General features: G+C 66.0%; 18 protein-coding genes. 4 read left to right on the top strand and 14 right to left on the bottom strand.

The window, feature by feature from the left end:
• Window positions 1-118 precede the first annotated feature (118 nt).
• From LJE63_08250 to acnA, 3 genes are all read left to right on the top strand, one after another.
• Window positions 119-1,096, top strand: a complete 978-nt coding sequence (locus LJE63_08250) for a serine/threonine protein kinase (GenBank protein MCG6906601.1) — start codon at window positions 119-121, stop codon at window positions 1,094-1,096.
• A gap of 211 nt (window positions 1,097-1,307) precedes the next feature.
• Window positions 1,308-1,763, top strand: coding sequence for a universal stress protein (locus LJE63_08245; protein MCG6906600.1), 456 nt, complete (start codon window positions 1,308-1,310; stop codon window positions 1,761-1,763).
• 108 nt (window positions 1,764-1,871) lie between these two features.
• Window positions 1,872-4,619 carry an aconitate hydratase AcnA gene (gene acnA / locus LJE63_08240; GenBank protein MCG6906599.1) on the top strand — a complete coding sequence of 916 codons (2,748 nt, stop codon included), beginning with the start codon at window positions 1,872-1,874 and terminating at the stop codon, window positions 4,617-4,619.
• A 19-nt stretch (window positions 4,620-4,638) separates the two neighbouring features.
• Here acnA and LJE63_08235 read toward each other — a convergent pair whose 3' ends face one another.
• The 10 genes from LJE63_08235 to LJE63_08190 all read right to left on the bottom strand — a co-directional run bounded on the left by LJE63_08235 (window position 4,639) and on the right by LJE63_08190 (window position 14,951).
• Window positions 4,639-6,963, bottom strand: coding sequence for an ATP-binding protein (locus tag LJE63_08235; protein ID MCG6906598.1), 2,325 nt, complete (start codon window positions 6,961-6,963; stop codon window positions 4,639-4,641).
• Complete coding sequence (locus tag LJE63_08230; protein MCG6906597.1) at window positions 6,953-8,143, bottom strand: hypothetical protein; 1,191 nt, start codon at window positions 8,141-8,143, stop codon at window positions 6,953-6,955. The genes LJE63_08235 and LJE63_08230 overlap by 11 nt, the downstream gene beginning before the upstream one ends.
• A 359-nt stretch (window positions 8,144-8,502) precedes the next feature.
• Window positions 8,503-8,901: a fluoride efflux transporter CrcB gene (gene crcB / locus LJE63_08225; protein ID MCG6906596.1), complete on the bottom strand. Its 399-nt coding sequence runs from the start codon at window positions 8,899-8,901 to the stop codon at window positions 8,503-8,505.
• A gap of 35 nt (window positions 8,902-8,936) precedes the next feature.
• A complete protein-coding gene (locus LJE63_08220; GenBank protein MCG6906595.1) occupies window positions 8,937-9,923 on the bottom strand; it encodes a threo-3-hydroxy-L-aspartate ammonia-lyase in 987 nt (328 codons plus the stop codon).
• Window positions 9,924-9,945: 22 nt separating this feature from the next.
• Window positions 9,946-10,416, bottom strand: coding sequence for an EVE domain-containing protein (locus tag LJE63_08215; GenBank protein ID MCG6906594.1), 471 nt, complete (start codon window positions 10,414-10,416; stop codon window positions 9,946-9,948).
• A gap of 98 nt (window positions 10,417-10,514) precedes the next feature.
• On the bottom strand, window positions 10,515-11,462 hold the full coding sequence (locus LJE63_08210) for a hypothetical protein (protein ID MCG6906593.1): 948 nt from the start codon (window positions 11,460-11,462) through the stop codon (window positions 10,515-10,517).
• On the bottom strand, window positions 11,462-12,154 hold the full coding sequence (locus LJE63_08205) for a hypothetical protein (protein MCG6906592.1): 693 nt from the start codon (window positions 12,152-12,154) through the stop codon (window positions 11,462-11,464). The genes LJE63_08210 and LJE63_08205 overlap by 1 nt, the downstream gene beginning before the upstream one ends.
• A complete protein-coding gene (locus LJE63_08200; protein MCG6906591.1) occupies window positions 12,151-12,720 on the bottom strand; it encodes a cob(I)yrinic acid a,c-diamide adenosyltransferase in 570 nt (189 codons plus the stop codon). Before LJE63_08200 ends, LJE63_08205 begins: the two co-directional genes overlap by 4 nt.
• Before the next feature lie 287 nt (window positions 12,721-13,007).
• Window positions 13,008-14,645: a B12-binding domain-containing radical SAM protein gene (locus tag LJE63_08195; protein ID MCG6906590.1), complete on the bottom strand. Its 1,638-nt coding sequence runs from the start codon at window positions 14,643-14,645 to the stop codon at window positions 13,008-13,010.
• Window positions 14,646-14,747: 102 nt separating this feature from the next.
• Complete coding sequence (locus tag LJE63_08190) at window positions 14,748-14,951, bottom strand: DUF6485 family protein (GenBank protein ID MCG6906589.1); 204 nt, start codon at window positions 14,949-14,951, stop codon at window positions 14,748-14,750.
• Window positions 14,952-15,195: 244 nt separating this feature from the next.
• Here LJE63_08190 and LJE63_08185 point away from each other — a divergent pair, with 244 nt between their 5' ends.
• Complete coding sequence (locus tag LJE63_08185) at window positions 15,196-15,717, top strand: DUF4124 domain-containing protein (GenBank protein ID MCG6906588.1); 522 nt, start codon at window positions 15,196-15,198, stop codon at window positions 15,715-15,717.
• Window positions 15,718-15,753: 36 nt separating this feature from the next.
• Here LJE63_08185 and LJE63_08180 read toward each other — a convergent pair whose 3' ends face one another.
• Genes LJE63_08180 through LJE63_08165 form a run of 4 tightly spaced genes read right to left on the bottom strand, consistent with a single transcriptional unit; the run spans window position 15,754 to window position 18,968 of the window.
• Window positions 15,754-16,392, bottom strand: coding sequence for a RecX family transcriptional regulator (locus tag LJE63_08180; GenBank protein MCG6906587.1), 639 nt, complete (start codon window positions 16,390-16,392; stop codon window positions 15,754-15,756).
• 34 nt (window positions 16,393-16,426) lie between these two features.
• Window positions 16,427-16,828 carry an NFACT RNA binding domain-containing protein gene (locus LJE63_08175; GenBank protein ID MCG6906586.1) on the bottom strand — a complete coding sequence of 134 codons (402 nt, stop codon included), beginning with the start codon at window positions 16,826-16,828 and terminating at the stop codon, window positions 16,427-16,429.
• Between the two features lie 6 nt (window positions 16,829-16,834).
• Window positions 16,835-17,977 (bottom strand): THUMP domain-containing protein, encoded by a 1,143-nt coding sequence (locus LJE63_08170; GenBank protein MCG6906585.1) that lies wholly within the window; start codon window positions 17,975-17,977, stop codon window positions 16,835-16,837.
• 4 nt (window positions 17,978-17,981) lie between these two features.
• Window positions 17,982-18,968, bottom strand: coding sequence for a tRNA-dihydrouridine synthase family protein (locus LJE63_08165; protein MCG6906584.1), 987 nt, complete (start codon window positions 18,966-18,968; stop codon window positions 17,982-17,984).
• Window positions 18,969-18,976: the final 8 nt, after the last annotated feature.

Below are 18,976 nucleotides of genomic sequence, written 5' to 3'. Positions count from 1 at the left end.
GATTCGGGCTTTTTTTCAAGAGTTTTATAATTGACATCCACGGCGCCTTTATCTATCCTTTCCGATACTTTCCAAGCCTGCTGCGCTTTTGCAGCTCAGACCTCGTCCGGGGGGCTGCATGACCACCACCACCCAACCCTTTTCTCAGGAAGAGCTTCTGACGATGGCTGGCCGCTGGGTGAAAGCCGATGCGCTTCCCCCTCGCCTGAACATCATCACGGACACCTCCGACTACTACCGGGTCGACTACAACGACGTCGTGCTGCTGGACGGTGTCCCCTATCTGGTCCGAACCAACGCCAAGGAAGGGCGCTTCGGGATCGACGAACAGGAGAAATACTGGGTCAAACGGGCGGTGAGGCTCGCCGACGGGGAAAAGAAAATTATCAAGCTGGTGTTTTACGAGCGCTTCACGGCCACCGTCGGGGGGATCGCCTTCGAGTGTTTCCGCAGCCCGCGCAAGGAGGCGCGCATCCTGGCGCTGGTCAAAGGCCTGCCCAATTTCATGCAGGGCGTGTCGATCACCGATGAGCGCGGCAACGTCGTCCGGATTCTGGACCTGATCCAGGGGAAAACCCTCGACCACTTTATCACGGGGCTGCCCGACAGCCATGAGGATTACTTCACCAAGGTCTTTCCGGAAGTCCTGGACCAGTTCATCGACTGCGTCGCCGCCATCCTGCTGCTGCACGACAACGGGGAGAAACACGGCGACATCCGGCGCGACCACATCCTGATCGATTCCCACGACGGCCGCTACCGCTGGATCGATTTTGACTTCAACTACCGCCACCGCGAAAACATCTACGGTTACGATCTTTTCGGCCTGGGCAACGTCCTGGCGTTTATCGTCGGCAAGGGCGACATCCTGGTCAAGGACGTGATGGCGGGGGTTCACGGGGCGGCGGAGTTGACCGGCGGGGACATCAATATCGTTTTCCGCAACCGGGTCGTGAACCTTCGCAAGATTTTTCCCTACCTCCCCAAGCCGCTCAACCGGATCCTGATGCATTTTTCCGAAACCACCAACCGCTTTTATCTCAACACAAGGGAGCTGCTGGAGGATCTGCGGGAGGTGCGCGCGGCCCTGGCCTGAAGGCTCTCGGCCAGGCGCGTGCTGGGCGGGCCACGGGCATGCCGCTTGTCCACCGACTTCGGCACCCATGCTGGACCGGGCTTTGCGCGTCATGTGGTTTGTGTGCTGCAGCCCTTTGGCAGCCGCAGTCTGCCGGTGGCCGCCCCGCTTCGACGCCAGCGCCGGCAGCCGCCGCGGTTCAATCGCGGAACATTTTTGAAAGGGGGTAGCTGTGAAGGGTCCCAATCGCAACATCCTGATAGCCGTCGACGACTCCGACAACTCCCGCCGGGCGGTGGAATACGTGGCCGAGCTGCTGGGCGGCACGCCGGGTTTCAAGGTGACCGTGCTGCACGTGATTGCGGAGCCGGAGGAAGACTTTTTCCCGACCGCAGCCGAAAGGGATGCCTGGATGGAACGCGAAGGCGAGCGCATCACCCAGCTGCTCGCCGCCTACCGCGAGATCCTGCTGAGCGCCGGTTTCTCCGAGGAGGCGGTCAAGACCCGCAGCACCATCAAATACTGCCCCTCCCTGGCCGAGTGCATCCTGCAGGAGCGGCCCGACGACTTTGGCACCCTGGTGGTGGGGCGCAAGGGGCGCACGCGCACCGAGGAGTTTCTCTTCGGCAGCGTCTCCTCGAAAATCGTGGACCACACCAAGGAAGCCACGGTCTGGGTGGTCAGCTGAAACCGCCGCACCTATAGAGGATCGCGCGGGAGGCTTGCCGGGACCGATTTCAACGACGCCACCGCATCACGCTCACGTTCCCATCATCCATCCACAGGGGAGGACCGCATGCAGAGAGAAGATTTTATCCGGAAGGTTAACGTTGGCGGAAAAAGCTTCCGGATCTACGACATAAAAAAGCTTGAAAAGGACGGGATCGCACCCATTGGCCGGCTGCCCTTCGCCATCCGCATCCTGGTGGAGAACCTGCTGCGCAAACTCGACGGCAGGGTGGTCCGCGAGCAGGACCTGCGCCAGATCGCCGGCTGGCAGAAATCCTACGACACCCCGGTGGAGATTCCCTACCATCCCGCCCGGGTTCTGATGCAGGATTTCACCGGGGTGCCGGCGGTGGTGGACCTGGCCGCCATGCGGGATGCGGTCAAAACCCTGGGTGGCGATCCCAAAAAAATCAATCCGCTGGTGCCGGTGGAGCTGATCGTCGACCACTCGGTTCAGGTGGATTATTTCGGCACCGTAAACGCCCTGCGCGACAACGTCGCCCGGGAATACGACCGCAACGGGGAACGCTACGGCCTGCTCAAGTGGGCCCAGAAGAGTTTTCGCAACTTCAACGTGGTTCCCCCCAACTCCGGCATCTGCCACCAGGTCAACCTGGAGTATCTGGGCCGCGTGATCATCGCCGAGGAAGCCGAAAGGGCGGCCCTGGCCTACCCGGACACCCTGGTGGGGACCGACTCCCACACCCCCATGATCAACGGCATCGGGGTCATGGGATGGGGAGTTGGCGGCATCGAGGCCGAGGCCGTGATGCTGGGGCAGCCCTACTACATGTCGATCCCCGAGGTGATCGGGGTGCGCATCCACGGCGTCCTGCAGGCGGGGGTGACGGCCACCGATCTGGTCCTGGCGGTAACCCAAATGCTGCGCGCCGAGGGGGTGGTGGAGAAGTTCGTGGAGTTTTTCGGCCCCGGAATGAAGAATTTGACGGTCACCGATCGTGCGACGATCTCCAACATGACCCCGGAATACGGCGCCACCCTGGGCTATTTTCCCATCGACGAAAAGACCATCGCCTACCTGCACACCACCAACCGCTCCCGACGGGCCGAGCGCGTGGAGGCCTGCGCCAAGGCCCTGGGACTGTTTTACACCGACGCCGAGACGCCCGAGTACACCAAGGTGCTGGAGCTCGATCTCGGCGCGGTGCAGCCCGCCGTGGCCGGTCCGGCGCGGCCCCAGGACCGCATTCTGCTCGGCGATCTCAAGGCGTCCTTCGCCAAGGTTCTGGGCTGCCGCTACGACCGGGACACCGAAATTGCCGATATCTCCACCTTTCACAACGAATCCGGCAGCCGCACCGCCCGCCAGGAGGGCTGTCAGCCCGGCGAAAAAAAGTGGTTCGATGTGGGCCTCAACCGCAACCACTACCGCATCGGCGACGGCAGTATCGTGATCGCCGCCATCACCTCGTGCACCAACACCTCCAACCCCTCCGTGATGCTGGGTGCCGGCCTGGTGGCCAAGAAGGCCGTGGCGCGCGGCATCCGCGTCCCGCCCTACGTCAAAACCTCTCTGGCCCCGGGGTCCAAGGTGGTGGTCCGCTACCTGCAGGACGCCGGCCTCAGCCCCTACCTCGATGCCCTGGGGTTCCATTTGGCGGGCTTCGGCTGCACCACCTGCATCGGCAACAGCGGGCCGCTGCACCCCGCCATCGAGAAGATCATCGCGGAAAACGATCTGACCGTGGCCGCAGTGCTCTCGGGCAACCGCAACTTCGAGGCCCGCATCCACCAGAGCATCAAGGCCAACTTTCTGGCCTCGCCGATGCTGGTGGTGGCCTTCGCCCTGGCCGGCCGGATCGACATCGACCTCACCGCCGAACCGCTTTCCCTGGACCCCAACGGTCAGCCGGTCTATCTCGAGGATATCTGGCCCAGTGCCGAGGAAATCGCCGCGCTGGCTGGCCAGCACGTCAAGCAGGCCTTTTACGCCGAGGAGTACGGTCGGATTTTCGAGGGCGACGAGTTCTGGCAGGCCCTGCCGGTGACCGAAAGCACGACCTTCGCCTGGGACCCTGACTCCACCTACATCAAGAACCCGCCGTACTTCCAGGGGTTCGACCTGGAGCTCAAAAAGCCCGGTGATATCCGCGCCGCCCGGGCCCTGCTGGTTTTGGGCGACAGCGTCACCACCGACCATATTTCACCCGCCGGGGCGATCCCCGAGTCCTACCCCGCCGGCCAGTACCTGCGCGCCCAGGGCGTGGCCGTCGACGATTTCAACTCCTACGGCTCCCGCCGCGGAAATCACGAGGTCATGATGCGCGGGACGTTTGGCAACATCCGGATCAAAAACCAGCTGGTGTCCCCCCGGGAGGGCAGCTTCACGCGAAAATTCCCGGATGGCGAGGAAGTCGCCGTTTACGAGGCGGCCAGCGCCTACCAAGCCGAAGGGGTCCCGCTGGTGGTACTGGGGGGCAAGGAGTACGGCACCGGCTCCTCCCGCGACTGGGCCGCCAAGGGGACCACGCTGCTGGGCGTGCGGGCGGTGATTGCCGAATCCTACGAGCGCATTCACCGCAGCAACCTGGTGGGCATGGGGGTTTTGCCGCTGATGTTCTCAAACGGCGACAGCTGGCAATCGCTGGGCCTGGACGGCTCCGAGACCTTCACCATCAGCGGGGTGGAGGAGATGCAGCCCCGCAAGCAGCTGGCGGTCAAGGCCGTCCGCGGCGACGGCCGCGAGGTGGAGTTCCAGGTGCGCGTGCGGCTGGACACCGACGTGGACGTCGACTACTTCGAAAACGGCGGCATCCTGCCCTACGTCTTGCGCAAGCTGATGAAAGGCGCCTGAGGCCTGGGGGCGGTGGGCTTCAGGGGGCCGCAGGGGCGGCGGCCGCATCGGCCGTTTCGTCCGCGGCCCTTTTTTGCCCGGTGTCTCCGGCGCTGCGCCGCATCCGCTGAAGCAGTTCCAGGTCCCGCCGGGTCCTGGCCGCCATGCGAAGCTCCACCGCCTCGCGTTTCAGCCCCATGAGGACCGTGTAGGCGTGGTACTTGGTCCGGCAGAAGAAGATGTCGAACGGCGCCTGGCGGTCCTTTTGGCGGAAGATGCGGATCCCCGGGATCTCCTCCAGTTGGGTGTATTCGAACTGCGCGTTGATCAGCAGGGGTTCGATGTCGTGCTTGTTCTGCCAGGGAATGCAGGCCCCCAGCATTCCCAGGTCGGGATCCATGATGGCGCGCAGCTTCTCGGTGACCCCGCCCACCGCTAGGATGATGTCGCCGGTCAGGGAACCGGTCACCCCGTAGGTCTGGTTGACCGGCTGTTGGATGAAGTCCGAAATCAGGGCCACGTCCATGGCCACCGACGCGCTGTCGCCCTCCACGCCGCCGTGGGCCTGGATGTATTCCACATGCATCTCGTAGCCCACATAGGGCGCACCGATGGTTTTGAGCACCTTCTTGATGGAGGCGCGCACATTCTGGGCGGCGGCCTTGGCGATGTCGCCGGTTTTGCCGGGGGCGATGACGGTGTCGGAGGTGCCGGCGTTGATCTGGCAGTGGATTGGCAGCGGCTGGCCGTACATCTGGCCGCTGGCGCGGGAGTGGATCACGGCCAGGCCCACCACGTAGCCGACGGCGTCGGTCATGGCGCTGATGTACTTCTTGAGGTCCTTCTTGTGCTCCTGGATTTCGCGGTTGAGGGCCCCCTCCAGACTCAGGTGCAGCGCCAGCGCCCGGCGCACGTGGGCGGCCTCCACCCGCGGGGCGTTTTCCAGGATGGCCTCATGCTCGGCCGTCCGGAGGATGCCGTTGATCGGCCGCAGGATGGCGCTCAACTTGCCGTCGGCCGCCCGGCAGCGAAGCTCGCGGATGATCTCCAGCACCGCCCCGCGGGAAAATTCGCGGGCCGTCAAGCTGTATTCCCGGGGGAGGCTGCGGCCGAAGATCTTTTCGCTGCGGCGGCGGACCCCCGCGTGCCCCTCCCGTGAGATGATCTCCCCCCAGACCCGGCTAAACTCCTTTGCCAGGCCGTCGATCTCCTGCTTGATGTACTGCGCTACCTGGCGGACCGTGTCCGAGCTTTCGGCAACCGCGCTTTCCATCTGGATGATTTCCCCGCGGTCCTCGATTCGGCTGAGGAACGCCCCGTCGCCTTCCGCCTGGAGGTAGGCCAGGGTGTCGTGGTTGCAGCAGGCGATGATGATGTTGTCGGCCTTGAGGTGGTTTTCCGAGCGGTCGGCCGCGCCGCTGCCGGCATTGCGGCCCCCCTCGAGGACATAGCGCTGGTTCTGCATGATCTCCAGCAGGTCGGCCATGTAGCCGACCTTGACGAGGGTCTTGAGTTCGTCGATGTAGATGATCGGCGCGCGCGCATGCGCCCCGAGGTAGGTGCGCTTGTGGGCCGGGGTCTGCAGGTCGCCGGACTGGTAGGGATCGTGGCGAAAACCGCCTTTCATGCTGCGAGCGTCGGGTTCCGAGACCCGCGCCATCAACTCGCGGTCGCGGCGCGGGTCGTAGAGCACCTCGGGCAGCTGGTCGGTGAGCTGTTTGGCCAGCAGGCGCCGGCCGCCCATGCCCTGACGCTGGATCTGCTCCTGGGCGCGGTGGCTGTTTTCCTGCATGAAAAGGAAGATCGCGCCCATGGCGCAGAGGCCGGCGGCGATCAGGGCCGGGGGGAAAAACAGGCCGGCCAGGGCACCGGCTGCGGTGCCCCAGACCAGACCGGTCTTGACCTTGCGGACGGCATCGATCTGCTCGCCCAGGCTGAAATCCTCGCCATGCTGGGCCGCCGCCTCGATCTCGCGGCCGATGCTCTCCAGGCGCTGGTCGAGTTTTTCGGGAAGCTCGTAGGCGAAGCGGACATGGTTTCTGTCCTTGCCGGGATACGCCGCAATGGCCTTTTGCGGCCGCAGGTAGTCGCCCATGGAGCGCTCCAGAACCTCGCGGAACATGTCGGCCAGCAGAGACTTGCCGGTTCCCGGGCGGCCGACCATCAGGATGTGGCCCTTGTTGTGGGCGATTTTGCGGATGGCCGCCTTGGCCCGGTCCTGAAAGATGACCCGTTCCACCGGGTCTTCCGGCAGGCGGATATCGGCGGTGTCCTCGAAAAAGGAGAGGCGCCTTTCCAGTTTTTCCGGATAGCTCATCAACTCCTGGATCCAGCGGTAGTCGTTGGCCGAGTAGTTACGGCTCATGCTTGCTCCCCTTGATGGCGTCCAGCAGGTAGTAGCGCCCGGCTTCGGAGGCCCACGCGCGTTTGTTGATCTCGGAGTAGACCAGCGGCAGTTCCTTCCGCAGGGGGTCCAGGGCCCGCAGGTCGTGCATCACGGCGATGTGGGTGAAGAGCTTCGGCGCCCCGGGGCCGGAGTCGGGCAGGTAGTTGAAGGCGATCCCGTACTGCCGCTGGTTGAGGGAGTCGATGAGCGCCCGGCGAGCCTCGGAGTTCAGGGGGTGGGCGTCGATGACGCTCTGGTAAAGGGCCGGGAGTCCCGCCTTGGCATAGTCGATGGCGAGGCGCTGGTTGAAGTAGAGCTTGAATGCCTTGGCCCCGCCCAGGGTGCAGGCTTCGAGGGCCTCCCGAAAGGTCGCGGTGGCGTCGATGGCTTGCTGGAAAAGCTGAAGGTGCTGCAACAGGCGGATATCCGCCACCTGAAAGGCGATGCTGCCGTCGCTGTTCAGAACCCAGGCTTGTCCCTTGGACGGCCCCAGGAAACGGATCAGGCGGTGGTGCCTGCGGGGATCAAAGGCTTTGAAATCAAAGCCTTGCAATTCAAACAGACCGTCGGTCAGATGGGCTTTTTCGATGACCACCCTCACCGTCCGGTTCAAGTGCTTGGCGATGTAGTCGCGCTTTTCCGTCAGGCTGCCGCGCAGGTTGAGGCGGGAGCGCTGGCCGCCGGCGTCCGTGCAAACCCCCTTGAGATCGACCACCCGTTGCGACTCCAGGTTCTCCAAGCGGGCCAGAACGGGGTTGTAGGCTTTGAGCGCCGTTTCAAGCTTTGCCAGGTGCGCCTCCAGATCCGGGTCCTGGAGCGCGGGGGTGCCGCTGGCGCTCTCCGCTATCAGCACCTCCGAGGGGGCCAGGGGGCCCGCGGCGGTCGCGCCGCCGCGTCCGGGCAGAAGCCGGCGCAGGCGGTAGGCCGCCGACTGGCGCCAGCCGGGTGGAAACACCACCTCGCAGCCCACCAGCCGCTTTTCGATCTCAATCGGGTGGGGGCAGAGCAGGTAGCGGCCGAGATCGGAGATGCGGTATTCCCGCATCGGTCCCCGGGTGCTCTCCGACCCCGGCGCGTCTTGCTGCCGCTTCAGAAAACGGCCATCGGCGATGATCCAGGCGCCGGCTTGCACGGTGGGCGCTGAGGTGGTTGGCTGCATGGTGCTTTCCCGGTTTGGGGTTGATTTGAATGCTTGCGGGCCCAAGCGCTGCCGACGGTTGCGCCAAAAACCCACGGATCGGACCCGGCTGCTCCTCTCCGGGCGGGTGTTACGTGCCGGCGGCGAAAACCCGGCGAGACCCCCCGTGGGGTTTCACCGGCCGCTGTTGTTTTCCCCAGGCCTTGGAACAAGCAATTTGAGTGCCTGCCCCAGGAAAAAAAAATTAATGTGAAATCAATGGGTTGATGGGTTGCGCCGGGGTGGGGGAAGGGGAGGTGCGGGAAAGGATGGCGGAAAATAGGAAGAAAATTACATAGTTTGTCGAGCTGAAACTTCCTGAGGCCGCTGCCGGCTGGCGTTTACTTCCCCCTGAAAACGGTCGTGACCACGCCCATCCCCGCCAAAACCAGCAGCAGGCCGCCGAGGTTGTTGAGCGCCACGTTGGCGGCGGCCATAAAACCCCCGGTGCTGCCGCTGCCGGTCACCGTTTCCAGGGCGTAGGTGGAAAAGGTGGTCAGCCCACCCAGAAAGCCGGTCATCAGAAACAGGCGGGCGGGCGGGGGGAAAAACCGGACCCGGGCCGAGAGCGCCACGGCCACCCCGATCAGCAGGCAGCCGGTCATGTTGGCCGCCAGCGTGCCCAAAGGAAAGCGGGTTCCCAAGAGGCCGGCGGCTGCGAGGCCCAACAGATAGCGGCAGACGGCGCCCAGGCCGCCGCCCAGCATCACCAGCCCAATATTGCTCATCACAGGCGGCATCTCGCTTGACCCCTCAACAGACTGCGCCGGGCAACTCAAGTACCGGCTGGTGCCGGTGGGTGCGGCTCTTCGGCGTCTCCGGAGCGCAAAATCCGGATCATGGTGGCCGCATCGATGTTGCCGCCACTTAAGATGACGCCGGTGCGGCCCCGGGGCCTGACGACGCCGCTCAGCAGGGCCGCGGCACCCAGGGCGCCGGAGGGCTCCACCACCAGTTTCATCCGGTGGAAGAGAAAGCGCACGGCCGCCATGATGGCCTCTTCCGAAACGGTCCGCATATCGTCGACGTACTGCTTGAGCAGCGGGAAGGTCAGGCGCCCTAAAGACGCTGTGCGGGTGCCGTCGGCAATGGTTGCGGGATTGTGAACGCTCTGCAGACGGCCGCTGTGAAAGGAGCGGGTGGCGTCGTCGGCCAGCGCCGGTTCGATGCCCACCACCCGGCAGGCGGGGTGGAGGGCCTTGGCGGCGATCGCAGAGCCGCTCAAAAGCCCGCCGCCGCCGCAGGGCACCAGCAGCAGGTCCAGTTCTCCCAGTGATTGGAGCAGTTCAAGGGCGGCCGTGCCCTGGCCGGCGATGACGTCCGGATGGTCAAAGGGCGGGATCAGGCTAAATCCCCGGGTGGCCACCAGGCGGCGGGCGATTGCCTCGCGGTCGTCGCGGCGGGGGTCGTATTCGATCACGCTGGCACCGTAGCCTTCGCTGGCGGCGCGCTTGATGGCCGGCGCGTCGGCCGGCATCACGACGGTGGCGGCCACCCCCAGCAGGCGTCCGCTCAGGGCCACCGCCTGGGCGTGATTGCCCGAGGAAAAGGCCACCACCCCGCGGGCTTTCTCTGCGGCCGACAACCGTGCCATGGCGTTGAATGCCCCGCGGAATTTGAAGGCCCCGCAGCGCTGGAGGTTTTCGCACTTGAAGTGGACCGCCGCCCCCACCCGCTGGTCGAGGGTGCGGCAGGTCATGATGGGCGTGATGTGGGCACGTCCCCGCAAACGCCGGGCGGCCTTCTGGATTTGGGCAAACATGCCGGTCCTTCCGGGGCGGGCTTCAGCCGGGCGCGCCCGCTGCGACGATGATCGCGTATTCCTCGGCGCTGACCGGCATCACGGACAGCCGGTTGCCCCGGCGCAGCAGGGTCATCTGGGCCAATTCGGGGATGCGCCGCAGCTCGGCCAGGGGCACGGGCCGCTTGAAGCGGGTGGCGAGGCGGATGTCCACCATGAACCAGACCGGGTTTTGCGGCGTGCTCCTTACGTCGAAGTGCTTGCTGCGGGGGTCCCAGGCGGTGTGATCGGGGTAGCCGGCGCGCACCACCGCGGCCGTGCCCACCACGGCCGGTTTGGACCCGCTGTGATAAAAGAGGACGCCGTCGCCCACCTGCATTTGGTCGCGCATGAAATTGCGGGCCTGGAAGTTGCGCACGCCGTCCCAGTGGTCGGTCTGGTCGGGCTGGCGCGCCAGATCGTCGATGGCGTACTCCGTGGGCTCCGATTTGACCAGCCAGTGGCGTTGGGTCATAGCTCCTCGCTTTCGGGCGGGGCCGCGTCCTCGCAGGCCTCTTGCGCCCGCGGCCCACCCTGCTTCAAAGCCGAACGATAACGCGCGGCGCTGCCCTGTTATGGGCTGCCGGCGGGCGCCGCCGGTGCCTGGGCGGGTTTTCCCAGGCCGGCCCTTTGCAGCACCGCATCCAGGTCTTCCCTGAGTTCCCGGCGCTTCTGCAGGCCGAAAAGGTGGCGTGCGATCAGCCGGGTGGCCCAGAGGAAAAAAATGAAAAGGGCCAGCGGGAAGACCACACAGTCGAAAAGGTAGCCGGCGATCAGCTTGAGTCCCATGACCATCAGGGCGGAAGCCTTCTCCCTGACGCCCGCCGCCAATCGCTCGATCTGTTTGCCGGTCTCCCCCCAGCGGGCCAAAAACCCCTTGTCAGGGTCCCCATCCCCGGGGAAGAGCTCGGCCCGCAGGGCCTCCAGGCCGGTTTCGGCCTCGGTCATCACCGGTTCCGTGATTTGCGCCGACAGCATCGCCCCGCCGCTGACCGAAAGCGGCAGGACGACGTAGAAGGCCGCGGCCAGAATCGCCAGCAGCAGGCTGGCGTCGCGCAGCGTCCGCTGCAGTCCGGTTGCGCGTGGGAGCCACCAGCGCAGCGGCAGGCTCAGCAGCACTCCCGCCAGGCTCGCGGCCAGCAGCCAGCTGTCCACCAAACGGGCGGCCTCCAGCAGAAAGCGTGTGCCCACCAGGATGACCCCGGCGCCCAGTACCGTGCGCCAGGCGATATCCACGAAGTCGTAGGCCGCTTGGACGACGTCGCCGATCTGGAGGCCGAAGCCCACGCCCACCTCGGTGCCCTCCACCACCGCCAGCCCCACCTTGAGGCCGGAGAGGACGGTAAAGGTATTGAGCGACTGGTCCAGAGCGTTTTCCAGGTAGCGTGCATTGCCGTTGGCAACCGCCTGGAGGCCGCAGAGGTTGATGGCCCGCTCCAGGCTTCCGTCGAGAGCCAGCAGCAGTGAAAGCCCCAGCAAGGCCAGGACCGCTGCCCGGGCGATGGGGTGGTGCACCGTCATCAGAAAAAAATTTCCGAGCGGACCAGGGAGGCCGGAAAGCGCCGGTCCGCCAGCAGGGTGACGTCGCGGACCATTTCGCTGCGACCGCAAAGATAGAAGTCATAGGCCCCGGGCGCCAGGTGGGCAGCCAGGTAGGCCGTCACCCGGCCCGCGAAAGCCTCCGGAAGCACCCCGGCGGCCGCTGCGGCCCCGGAGAGGCAGGCGACATAGCGCCCCGCGGCGGCGCGCAGCTCGGCCTGGTAGTAAAGGCCATCGGCCGCGCGGGCGCCGTGGAGCAGGGTGAACCCCCGGACACCCGATCGGGCCATGGCCACGAAGGGGGCGATGCCGGTGCCGGAGGCCACGAAAACCGTCGGGCGTTCGGCCGGCTGGTAGATGAAATAGCCGTGGGGCCCTGAAATATCGAAGCGGCTGTGGATGGCGGCGTGCGCCAGGCGTGGGCTGAAATGCCCGTCGGGCACGACTCGCACGCACAGCTGCAGCTCGGCTGCGGCCTGGCCGTTGATCAGGGAATAGTCGCGTTCCCCGCCGGGGTGTTCGAACCGGATGCGTTGGCCGGCCCGGAAGCTGAAGCCATCGGGGCGGCTGAGGGTGAACTCAAAAGTGCCCTCGTCCAGCCGTTGGCGTTTGAGCAGCCGGACCGCATACACCTGCGCCATGCCATGGGTGGGGGAAGGGGCGCCGGATGTCATGTTTTCCAGATGCGCTCGGAGATGCCGGTGACATGGTTGAGGTGGCGGGCCAGCACGAACAGGTAATCGGACAGCCGATTGAGGTAGACCAGCAGCCCGGCGTAATGGCCCTGCCGGGCAGGGTCGGCGTCAGCGCCGTTCAGTCCGACCACCCTACGTTCGGCGCGGCGGCAGACGGTGCGGGCGATGTGGGCCCAGGCCGCGGCGGGGTGTCCGCCCGGCAGGATAAAGCTGCGCAGGGTCGGCAGGCTCGCATCCAGGTGGTCGATGGCGGCTTCCAGGGCCGCGGCATCCGCCGTCGTCAGGGCCTCGATCTGCGCCAGCGCCGGTGACTCCGGGGAGGTGGCCAGCCAGGCGCCGACCTTCATCAGGTCGGCCTGCAGGCGGGCGATCACCGTGCCGATCTCGGCGGCCTGGACCGGCAGGGCGGCCGCCAGGGCCCCCAGCACGGAGTTCAGTTCGTCGACATCGCCGTATGCGTCGATGCGCGCATGGGCCTTGAAGACCCGCTCGCCGCTGAACAGACTGGTTTTCCCCTGATCGCCCCCGCCGGTGTATATCTTCATCGGTCATCCCGTGTGAATGGCTACTGGTTTGCGGCCGCCTGCGGCCGGCGGATAGGGGCCTGCGCCGCGCAAGCGGCGCTTTTTGCCCGACCCCCACGGTTTTAAAAGAGAGCGCCCGGCGCCGTCAACCTAAATCTTGATGAAGCGGTAAAAAGTAAAAAAACCAGGCGATTTCGAAAAAAGTTCAAGCTACGGCGCGAAAATCGCGAGGAGTGAGGCGCACTTATTTACGCCGCAGCGACTTCGAGATGCGGCGCAACGCAGAGATTTATCTTTTTGCGGAACCGTCAATCTTGGCGCCGCTCGTTGGCGGGCCTGATTCGAAGGGTCGGCAAAAGCCCGGCAAAGCGTTCGGCCAGGGTGCGGTCGACGCGGTGCGCGTAGACCGCACCCTCGGGGGTTACCCCCCGCAGTCGCCCGTCGTGGCGAAACCAGGCCACCAAGCGGCGCCCCAGCTCGCGGCGGTCGGTGCCCGTCGGCAGGCGCGATTCACTCCGGGCGGCTTGCGGCAGGGGCTCCCCGTCTGCCGCCAGGGCTTTGAGGAAGTTGAGCAGGCGGCCCAAGCGCAGCAGGGTGACGGCCTCCAAGCGGGTGGTGGTGGCCGACAGGGGCAGGGCGGTGGCTCGAAAAAGCGAGAGGTGAGCCGGTAGCAGACCCTCCTGGCGGCAGCGCTCGAAGTCCAGACTGCCCGGAGCGGGGTAAAAGAGCGAAACACCGGCCAGGACCCGGCGCTCGGCCAGGTAGCAGAGGTCGGCCAGGCTCTCCGCCGCCCGCTGGCCGGGCGCGCCCACGATGATGTAGCCCACGGCCTCGAGGCGGTTCGCGGCGGCCTGTAAAAGGGCGCTGTCAAAGGCGCGGCGCACATCCGGGCGCCGAAAACGCGCCAGCTGCTCGCGGTGGGTTGTGGCCAGGGCCAGGTTGAGGCTTCGGAAGCCGGCCGCGCACATGGCCGCAACGATTTCGGCATCCAGCGAAGGCGGAAAGAGGCCGTTCATGGCCCGCAGCTCCAGCCCCTGGCGGCCGAAGCGCCGCCGAATGCCCTCCAGCAGGGCCATCAGCCAGGGCTTGTCCAGAGCCAGGTTTTCATCCTCGAAGTCAATGAAGCGTGCATCGTGGGCATTCACCGCCGTGTCGATCTCCGCCAGAACCGAGGCCACCGAACGGCGGCGGTAGGGAATCCCCGAGAAGCGGCCGAGGCTGCAATAGCTGCAGGCCATCGGGCAGTCCCGGCTGGCCACCACCACGGTGCTGCCGCGCCGCCGGCGGCGGTAGAAGCGCGCGTCGATCAGGTCCCGGGCGGGGTGCGGGCAGCTGTCGAGGTCTGTCACCACAGCGGGCGGGCTGAGGTGCAGGCTGCCGTCGGGGCGGCGAAAGACGATCCCCGGCACGCGCTCCAAGTCGCCGCCGCTGCGCAGGGCGCGGGCCAACTGTGGCAGGGCATCTTCGCCCTCGCCCCGGATGACGAAATCCACTGCGGGGCAGGCCATGGCCTCTGCGGGCAGCGTCGTGGGGTGGTGGCCGCCGAGAACCACCCGGCAGCCGGGCAGCAAAGACTTGACGCTGCGGGCGGTTGCCAGTGCCTCCTGGCTGTAGGCAGTGAAGAGCGAGGCGATTCCCACCAGGAAGGCGTCGGATTCAGCAGCCTTGCGGCCTATATGTTCGACACTGCGGCCGAAGTGGCGAAAGCGGTGAAAAAGGGCCAGGGGCGAGGCATCGGGCCTTCCGTAATAGGCGTTCAGGTGGGCCATTTCCGAGGGCAGGGGGGTGGGTCGGGCTTTGGCGCTGGCCAGGCCGTCCAGGATCCCGACCGTGAAACCCGCCTGACGGACGGCTGCCGCCATGGATGCCAGGCCATAGGGGACGGTGCGTTTGGCGGTCAGGTAAAAATCGCGGATGGGCGGCTGAATCAGGAGGATGTCGGGCATGCGGTCTCATCCGGCCGTCGCCGGGTTTATCCGTGGCCCGGGGCGGCAGGCCCCTGCGGCCGCCCAGGCGGTGCTTTTCGGGCGGCCGGGCGATGGGGCGCTTCAGACCTGGCCGGCCTGGACCAGACGGGCAAAGTGTTCAAATGAGCGGTCGAAGGTCGCCTCGGCCTCCTTGGGAAAGCAGCAACCCGGCAGCTGGCGCAGCTTGAGGTGATAGCGCAGGCAATCGCAGCAGAGGCCCTTACGGCTGCAAGGGTCGTAAGTGCAGTTGCAGCCTTCGAGATTCTTTTCTTTTTTGCAGTCCATGGGGTGCTCCAGCGGTGTCTAACGGCCGGAAGGTTAGGCCGGGGGTTTGATTGAAAGGGGACGGCGTTCATTCACATTCTCTTAAAATTTTTTGCCGCTGCAGTCAACCGTGTGGGTGCCGTCGCCAACCGCCGGTTCGGGGCCTCCCGCGGGGGGGGACCGGGTGCCTGCAACCCGCATCAAGATCGGTCCACGCCCGGCCGATAAAGGACAGACACCAAACACGATAAGGAAAGGGAACGACGTGAAACGGATCGTGAAAACCGCTTGGCCGCTTTTGCTGGCCCTGATGCTGTGCGGACCGTCGTGGGCCGATGTGTTTGTCTGGGTGGACGCCCAGGGGGTCAAACATTACGGTGATGCGCCGCCCCAGGCGCTGGAGGAGCAGAACAGCCTGGAGGTCCGGCGCGCTTACCGCAGGCAGCTGGAAACCCGGCAGCGGGAGGCCGTGGTCGCAAATGTCAGCCGGCGCAGCGACTTCTTCACCGGCGGCGGCACCCCCAACGGGACCCGGCCCGCGGACGGCCCCCGGGTGGTGATGTTCTCGGCCCCCGGCTGCGGCTACTGTGTCAAAGCCAAAGAGTATTTCAACCGGAAAGGGGTGGCCTTCGAGGAGCTTGATGTCAGCGCCTCGGAGGATGCCCGGCGCCGGTTCCAGGGTCTGGGGGGTCGCGGGGTGCCCTTGATTCTGATCGGAGAGCGTCAAATCAGCGGCTTTGACCCACAGGCGATTCAGGCGGCCCTGGCCAAGGAGGGGGGCCGATAGAGCGTTTTTTTCCGCCTTTCGTTGGCCGGGGCCGCGTCATTCCGCTGCCGCCGGTCTCTCCCGTTCCTCCCAGGCCGTTTCAAAGGCCGCTTCGGCGATCTCGTAGCTGAAGCCGCGCCGTCCCAAGAAGCCGAAAACCTTCGCCTTGAAATCCTGCCGCGCCAGCCCCTGCCAGCGGGTGAGGCGCCCGCGAAGGGCCGCCCGGGCCGAGGCGGCTTCATCCAAACCGCCTATCGCCCGATCGATCTCGCCGCTGCCGACCCCTTTTTGGCGCAGTTCCCAGCGCAGCGCCCGACCGCTGCGCGGACGGAAGCGTTCCCGCTCCGCCACCCACTGCCGCGCGAATTCAGCGTCGTCCAGGTAACGGTGCGCGCGCAGACGCGCGATGACCGCGTCCACCACGGCGGCCGGGTAACCGCCGCGCCGCAGATGGCTTCTGGTTTCGTGGATGCTGCGCCGGCGCCGGGCCAGGAAGCGCAGGGCGCGGTCATAGGCGGCGGCGGGCTGATCGGCGGCTTTGAGACGGGCGATCTCGCCGGCGCTCAGGGTCTGTCCCTGGGAAAGCCCCTGGGCGGTATTCAGGCTGAGGGCGAAGGCGTAGCGCCCGTCCAGATGGACGTTGACCCGCTCGGGGTTGCGGACCTGGATCTTAAGGGCCGTAATGGTTCGGGTCACAGAATCGGCCTCCCGGGGTGAAGGCGGCCCGGGCCTATTCGTCGGGCAGGGCCGGGCGGACCTTGAAAATGGTTTCCCGGCGGATGGCGACCGTCCCCGGCTTGGCCCCCGGCGGTTTGGTCACGAAGCGGGCGCGGGTGCCCGATACCGCCACCACCCCGCCCGTGCGCGCCTTGCTGTGATAGGCGGCGATGGCCGCGGCCCGTTTCAGCACCGCGCGCTGGGGTTCGGCTCCCGGCGGCACCCGCAGCAGCACGTGGCTGCCGGGCATGCCGCGCACGTGGAACCACCAGTCGTTGGGGCCAGCCAGCTTCAGACTCAAGCGGTCGTTGGCGCTGTCGGTTTTGCCGGCTAAAACCGTCCAGCCGCCGGGCAGGTTGAAGACCCGCAGGTCGCCGGGCGCTTCATAGGGGGCTGTGGGCTCGGACGGCTTCATGGCAGTTTAGTAAAGCTCGTATTTCACCAGGCGCCCGTCCAGGCCGCCGCTTTTGATGGGCTGGCGCAGGCTGGGCTTGAGGCCGACGTATTTGAGCAGCTCACGGTCGCCCACGAAAATATAGGCCCGGGAGCCCTTGCAGCGCTGCTTGAGAAAATCCCCCAGGGCCCGGTAGAGGGGCGCCATCTCCTGCGGTCGGCCCAGGCGGATGCCGTAGGGCGGGTTGCAGACGATGGTCTGGTTTTCCAGACCGCGCAGCGTTTCGAAGGCGGCGGTCTTCAGACGGACCCGCTGGCGGTAGGGCAGGTTGGCGAGGTTGGCACGGGCCGCAGATACCGCCTGGCCGGAGATGTCGCTGCCGCCGATCAGGCCTTCGGGTAGGGGCCGGACCGCGGCCTGGGCCGTTTCACGGATCGTCTGCCAAAGCTGCGGATCGAAGTCGGGCATGCGCTCGAAACCGAAGCGCTTGCGCAGCATCCCTGCCGGCAGGCGGCAGTAGCGCATCAGGGCCTCGCTTAGGAGGGTCCCGGAGCCGCACATGGGGTCGTAGAGCGGGGAGTCGCCGTCCCAGCCCGAAATCCGGATGACGGCGGCCGCCACGGTCTCCTGCATGGGCGCCGGCACCGATTCGGTCCGGTAGCCGCGCCGGTGGAGGGAGCTGCCCGAGGTGTCGAAATGCAGGATCGCGCGGCTGCCCCGCAGGTTGAGATTGATCCAGACATCCGGCCGGAGAGTGTCCACGTTGGGGCGGATGCCCAGCGCCTGGCTGAAACAATCGGCGATGGCGTCCTTGACCACTAGGGCGGCAAAGCCGGCGTGATTGAGTTGCGGGTTGTCGCTGACCTGGGCGAAGACCGCAAAGGTGTTTTTGGGTCCGAGGAACTGGGACCAGGGCAGGGCCTTAGCCACCCGGTAGAGGGCCGCGCGGTCCGGGCAGGTGAAGGTTTTAAGGGGGGCGAGGACACGGGTGAGCAGCCGGCTTTCGTAGTTCACCCGGTAGAGAACCGCGGGAGTGGCGCTGAAATAGGCCCCGCGAAAGGCCGGCGTGACCTCCGCGGCCCCCAGCTCGGTCAATTCCTGCAGCGCCCAGGCCTCCAGTCCCTCGGGGATCTGGGCGAAGAAGCGCCCGTTTTTCTGGTATTCGAACACGCTCTCACCCTTCTTCGAAGGTCACCGCCGACGGGTTCCAGCGGGCCTCGGCGGCGAAAAACCGATCCACCACGGCGCGGTAGTGGTCAGGCCGCCTGAGCCGGTGGATTTTTTTCATGATCCGACGGCTGTTATCAAACGTCCGGGCAAAATAATACCAGAATCCCTTCATGCGGTCCAGCAGGTGGCCCGGTCCGGCAAAAACCTGCTGGTAGCCGCTGAAAAGGTCGTCATGAAAGCGTTGCAGGCGGGTGATTTGATCGCCGGCGGCGTCTGCCCCGGTCTTGATCATCGCCGGCAGAAAGGGGTTGGCCACCACTCCCCGGCCCAGCATCCAGCGCTTCAGCGTCGGAAAGTGCTGTGAAATCCGGCGGTAGCCATCCAGGGTGTGCAGGTCCCCATTGTAGACCACGGGGTGGGCGCAGCGCGCCAGGCACTCGGTAAAGGCCGCGAGGTCGGGCTGTCCGGCGTAGCGCTGGCTGCCCAGACGGGGGTGAATGATCACCTCCGCCAGGGGAAAGCGGTTGAAAATCGGCATCAGGCCATGGAGCTCGGCCGCACTGTGCAGGCCCAGGCGCGTCTTGATGGACAGGCGGGCGGGGATCCGCGGCACCACCCGTTCCAGAAAGGCCTCGATCCGTTCGGGGTGCGCCAGAAGGCCACAGCCACGCGTTTTTTTGACGACCATGGGAAAGGGGCAGCCCAGGTTCCAGTTGATCACGGCATGCCCCAGATCGGCCAGCACCCGGGCCAGGGCGATGAAATCGTCCGGATCGTTGCCCATGATCTGGGGTACCACCGGCAGGCCGGGGTTGTTTTGCGGCAGCAGCCCCGAGAGCTGGGAAGCCCTGATGCGCCGTTCGCGGCGGGTGGAGATGAACGGGGCCACGGCCGCGTCCAGGGCGTCAAAATGGCGGGCGAGGGTGTTGCGGAAAATTCGGTCGGTAACCCCCTTCAAGGGGGCCAGCATCAGCCTGGCCGGTATAGGCACGGAAGTTC

Source organism: Desulfobacteraceae bacterium (assembly GCA_022340425.1).
Lineage (GTDB): Bacteria > Desulfobacterota > Desulfobacteria > Desulfobacterales > JAABRJ01 > JAABRJ01.
This window is presented reverse-complemented; position numbering and strand designations above follow the sequence as displayed.

Excerpts from the sequence above, each read along its gene's own strand:
- LJE63_08250 (MCG6906601.1), top strand. The coding sequence starts at position 119 with ATGACCACCACCACCCAACCCTTTTCTCAGGAAGAGCTTCTGACGATG.
- acnA (MCG6906599.1), top strand. The coding sequence starts at position 1,872 with ATGCAGAGAGAAGATTTTATCCGGAAGGTTAACGTTGGCGGAAAAAGC.
- LJE63_08235 (MCG6906598.1), bottom strand. The coding sequence starts at position 6,963 with ATGAGCCGTAACTACTCGGCCAACGACTACCGCTGGATCCAGGAGTTG.
- LJE63_08230 (MCG6906597.1), bottom strand. The coding sequence starts at position 8,143 with ATGCAGCCAACCACCTCAGCGCCCACCGTGCAAGCCGGCGCCTGGATC.
- crcB (MCG6906596.1), bottom strand. The coding sequence starts at position 8,901 with ATGCCGCCTGTGATGAGCAATATTGGGCTGGTGATGCTGGGCGGCGGC.
- LJE63_08220 (MCG6906595.1), bottom strand. The coding sequence starts at position 9,923 with ATGTTTGCCCAAATCCAGAAGGCCGCCCGGCGTTTGCGGGGACGTGCC.
- LJE63_08215 (MCG6906594.1), bottom strand. The coding sequence starts at position 10,416 with ATGACCCAACGCCACTGGCTGGTCAAATCGGAGCCCACGGAGTACGCC.
- LJE63_08210 (MCG6906593.1), bottom strand. The coding sequence starts at position 11,462 with ATGACGGTGCACCACCCCATCGCCCGGGCAGCGGTCCTGGCCTTGCTG.
- LJE63_08205 (MCG6906592.1), bottom strand. The coding sequence starts at position 12,154 with ATGACATCCGGCGCCCCTTCCCCCACCCATGGCATGGCGCAGGTGTAT.
- LJE63_08200 (MCG6906591.1), bottom strand. The coding sequence starts at position 12,720 with ATGAAGATATACACCGGCGGGGGCGATCAGGGGAAAACCAGTCTGTTC.
- LJE63_08195 (MCG6906590.1), bottom strand. The coding sequence starts at position 14,645 with ATGCCCGACATCCTCCTGATTCAGCCGCCCATCCGCGATTTTTACCTG.
- LJE63_08190 (MCG6906589.1), bottom strand. The coding sequence starts at position 14,951 with ATGGACTGCAAAAAAGAAAAGAATCTCGAAGGCTGCAACTGCACTTAC.
- LJE63_08175 (MCG6906586.1), bottom strand. The coding sequence starts at position 16,828 with ATGAAGCCGTCCGAGCCCACAGCCCCCTATGAAGCGCCCGGCGACCTG.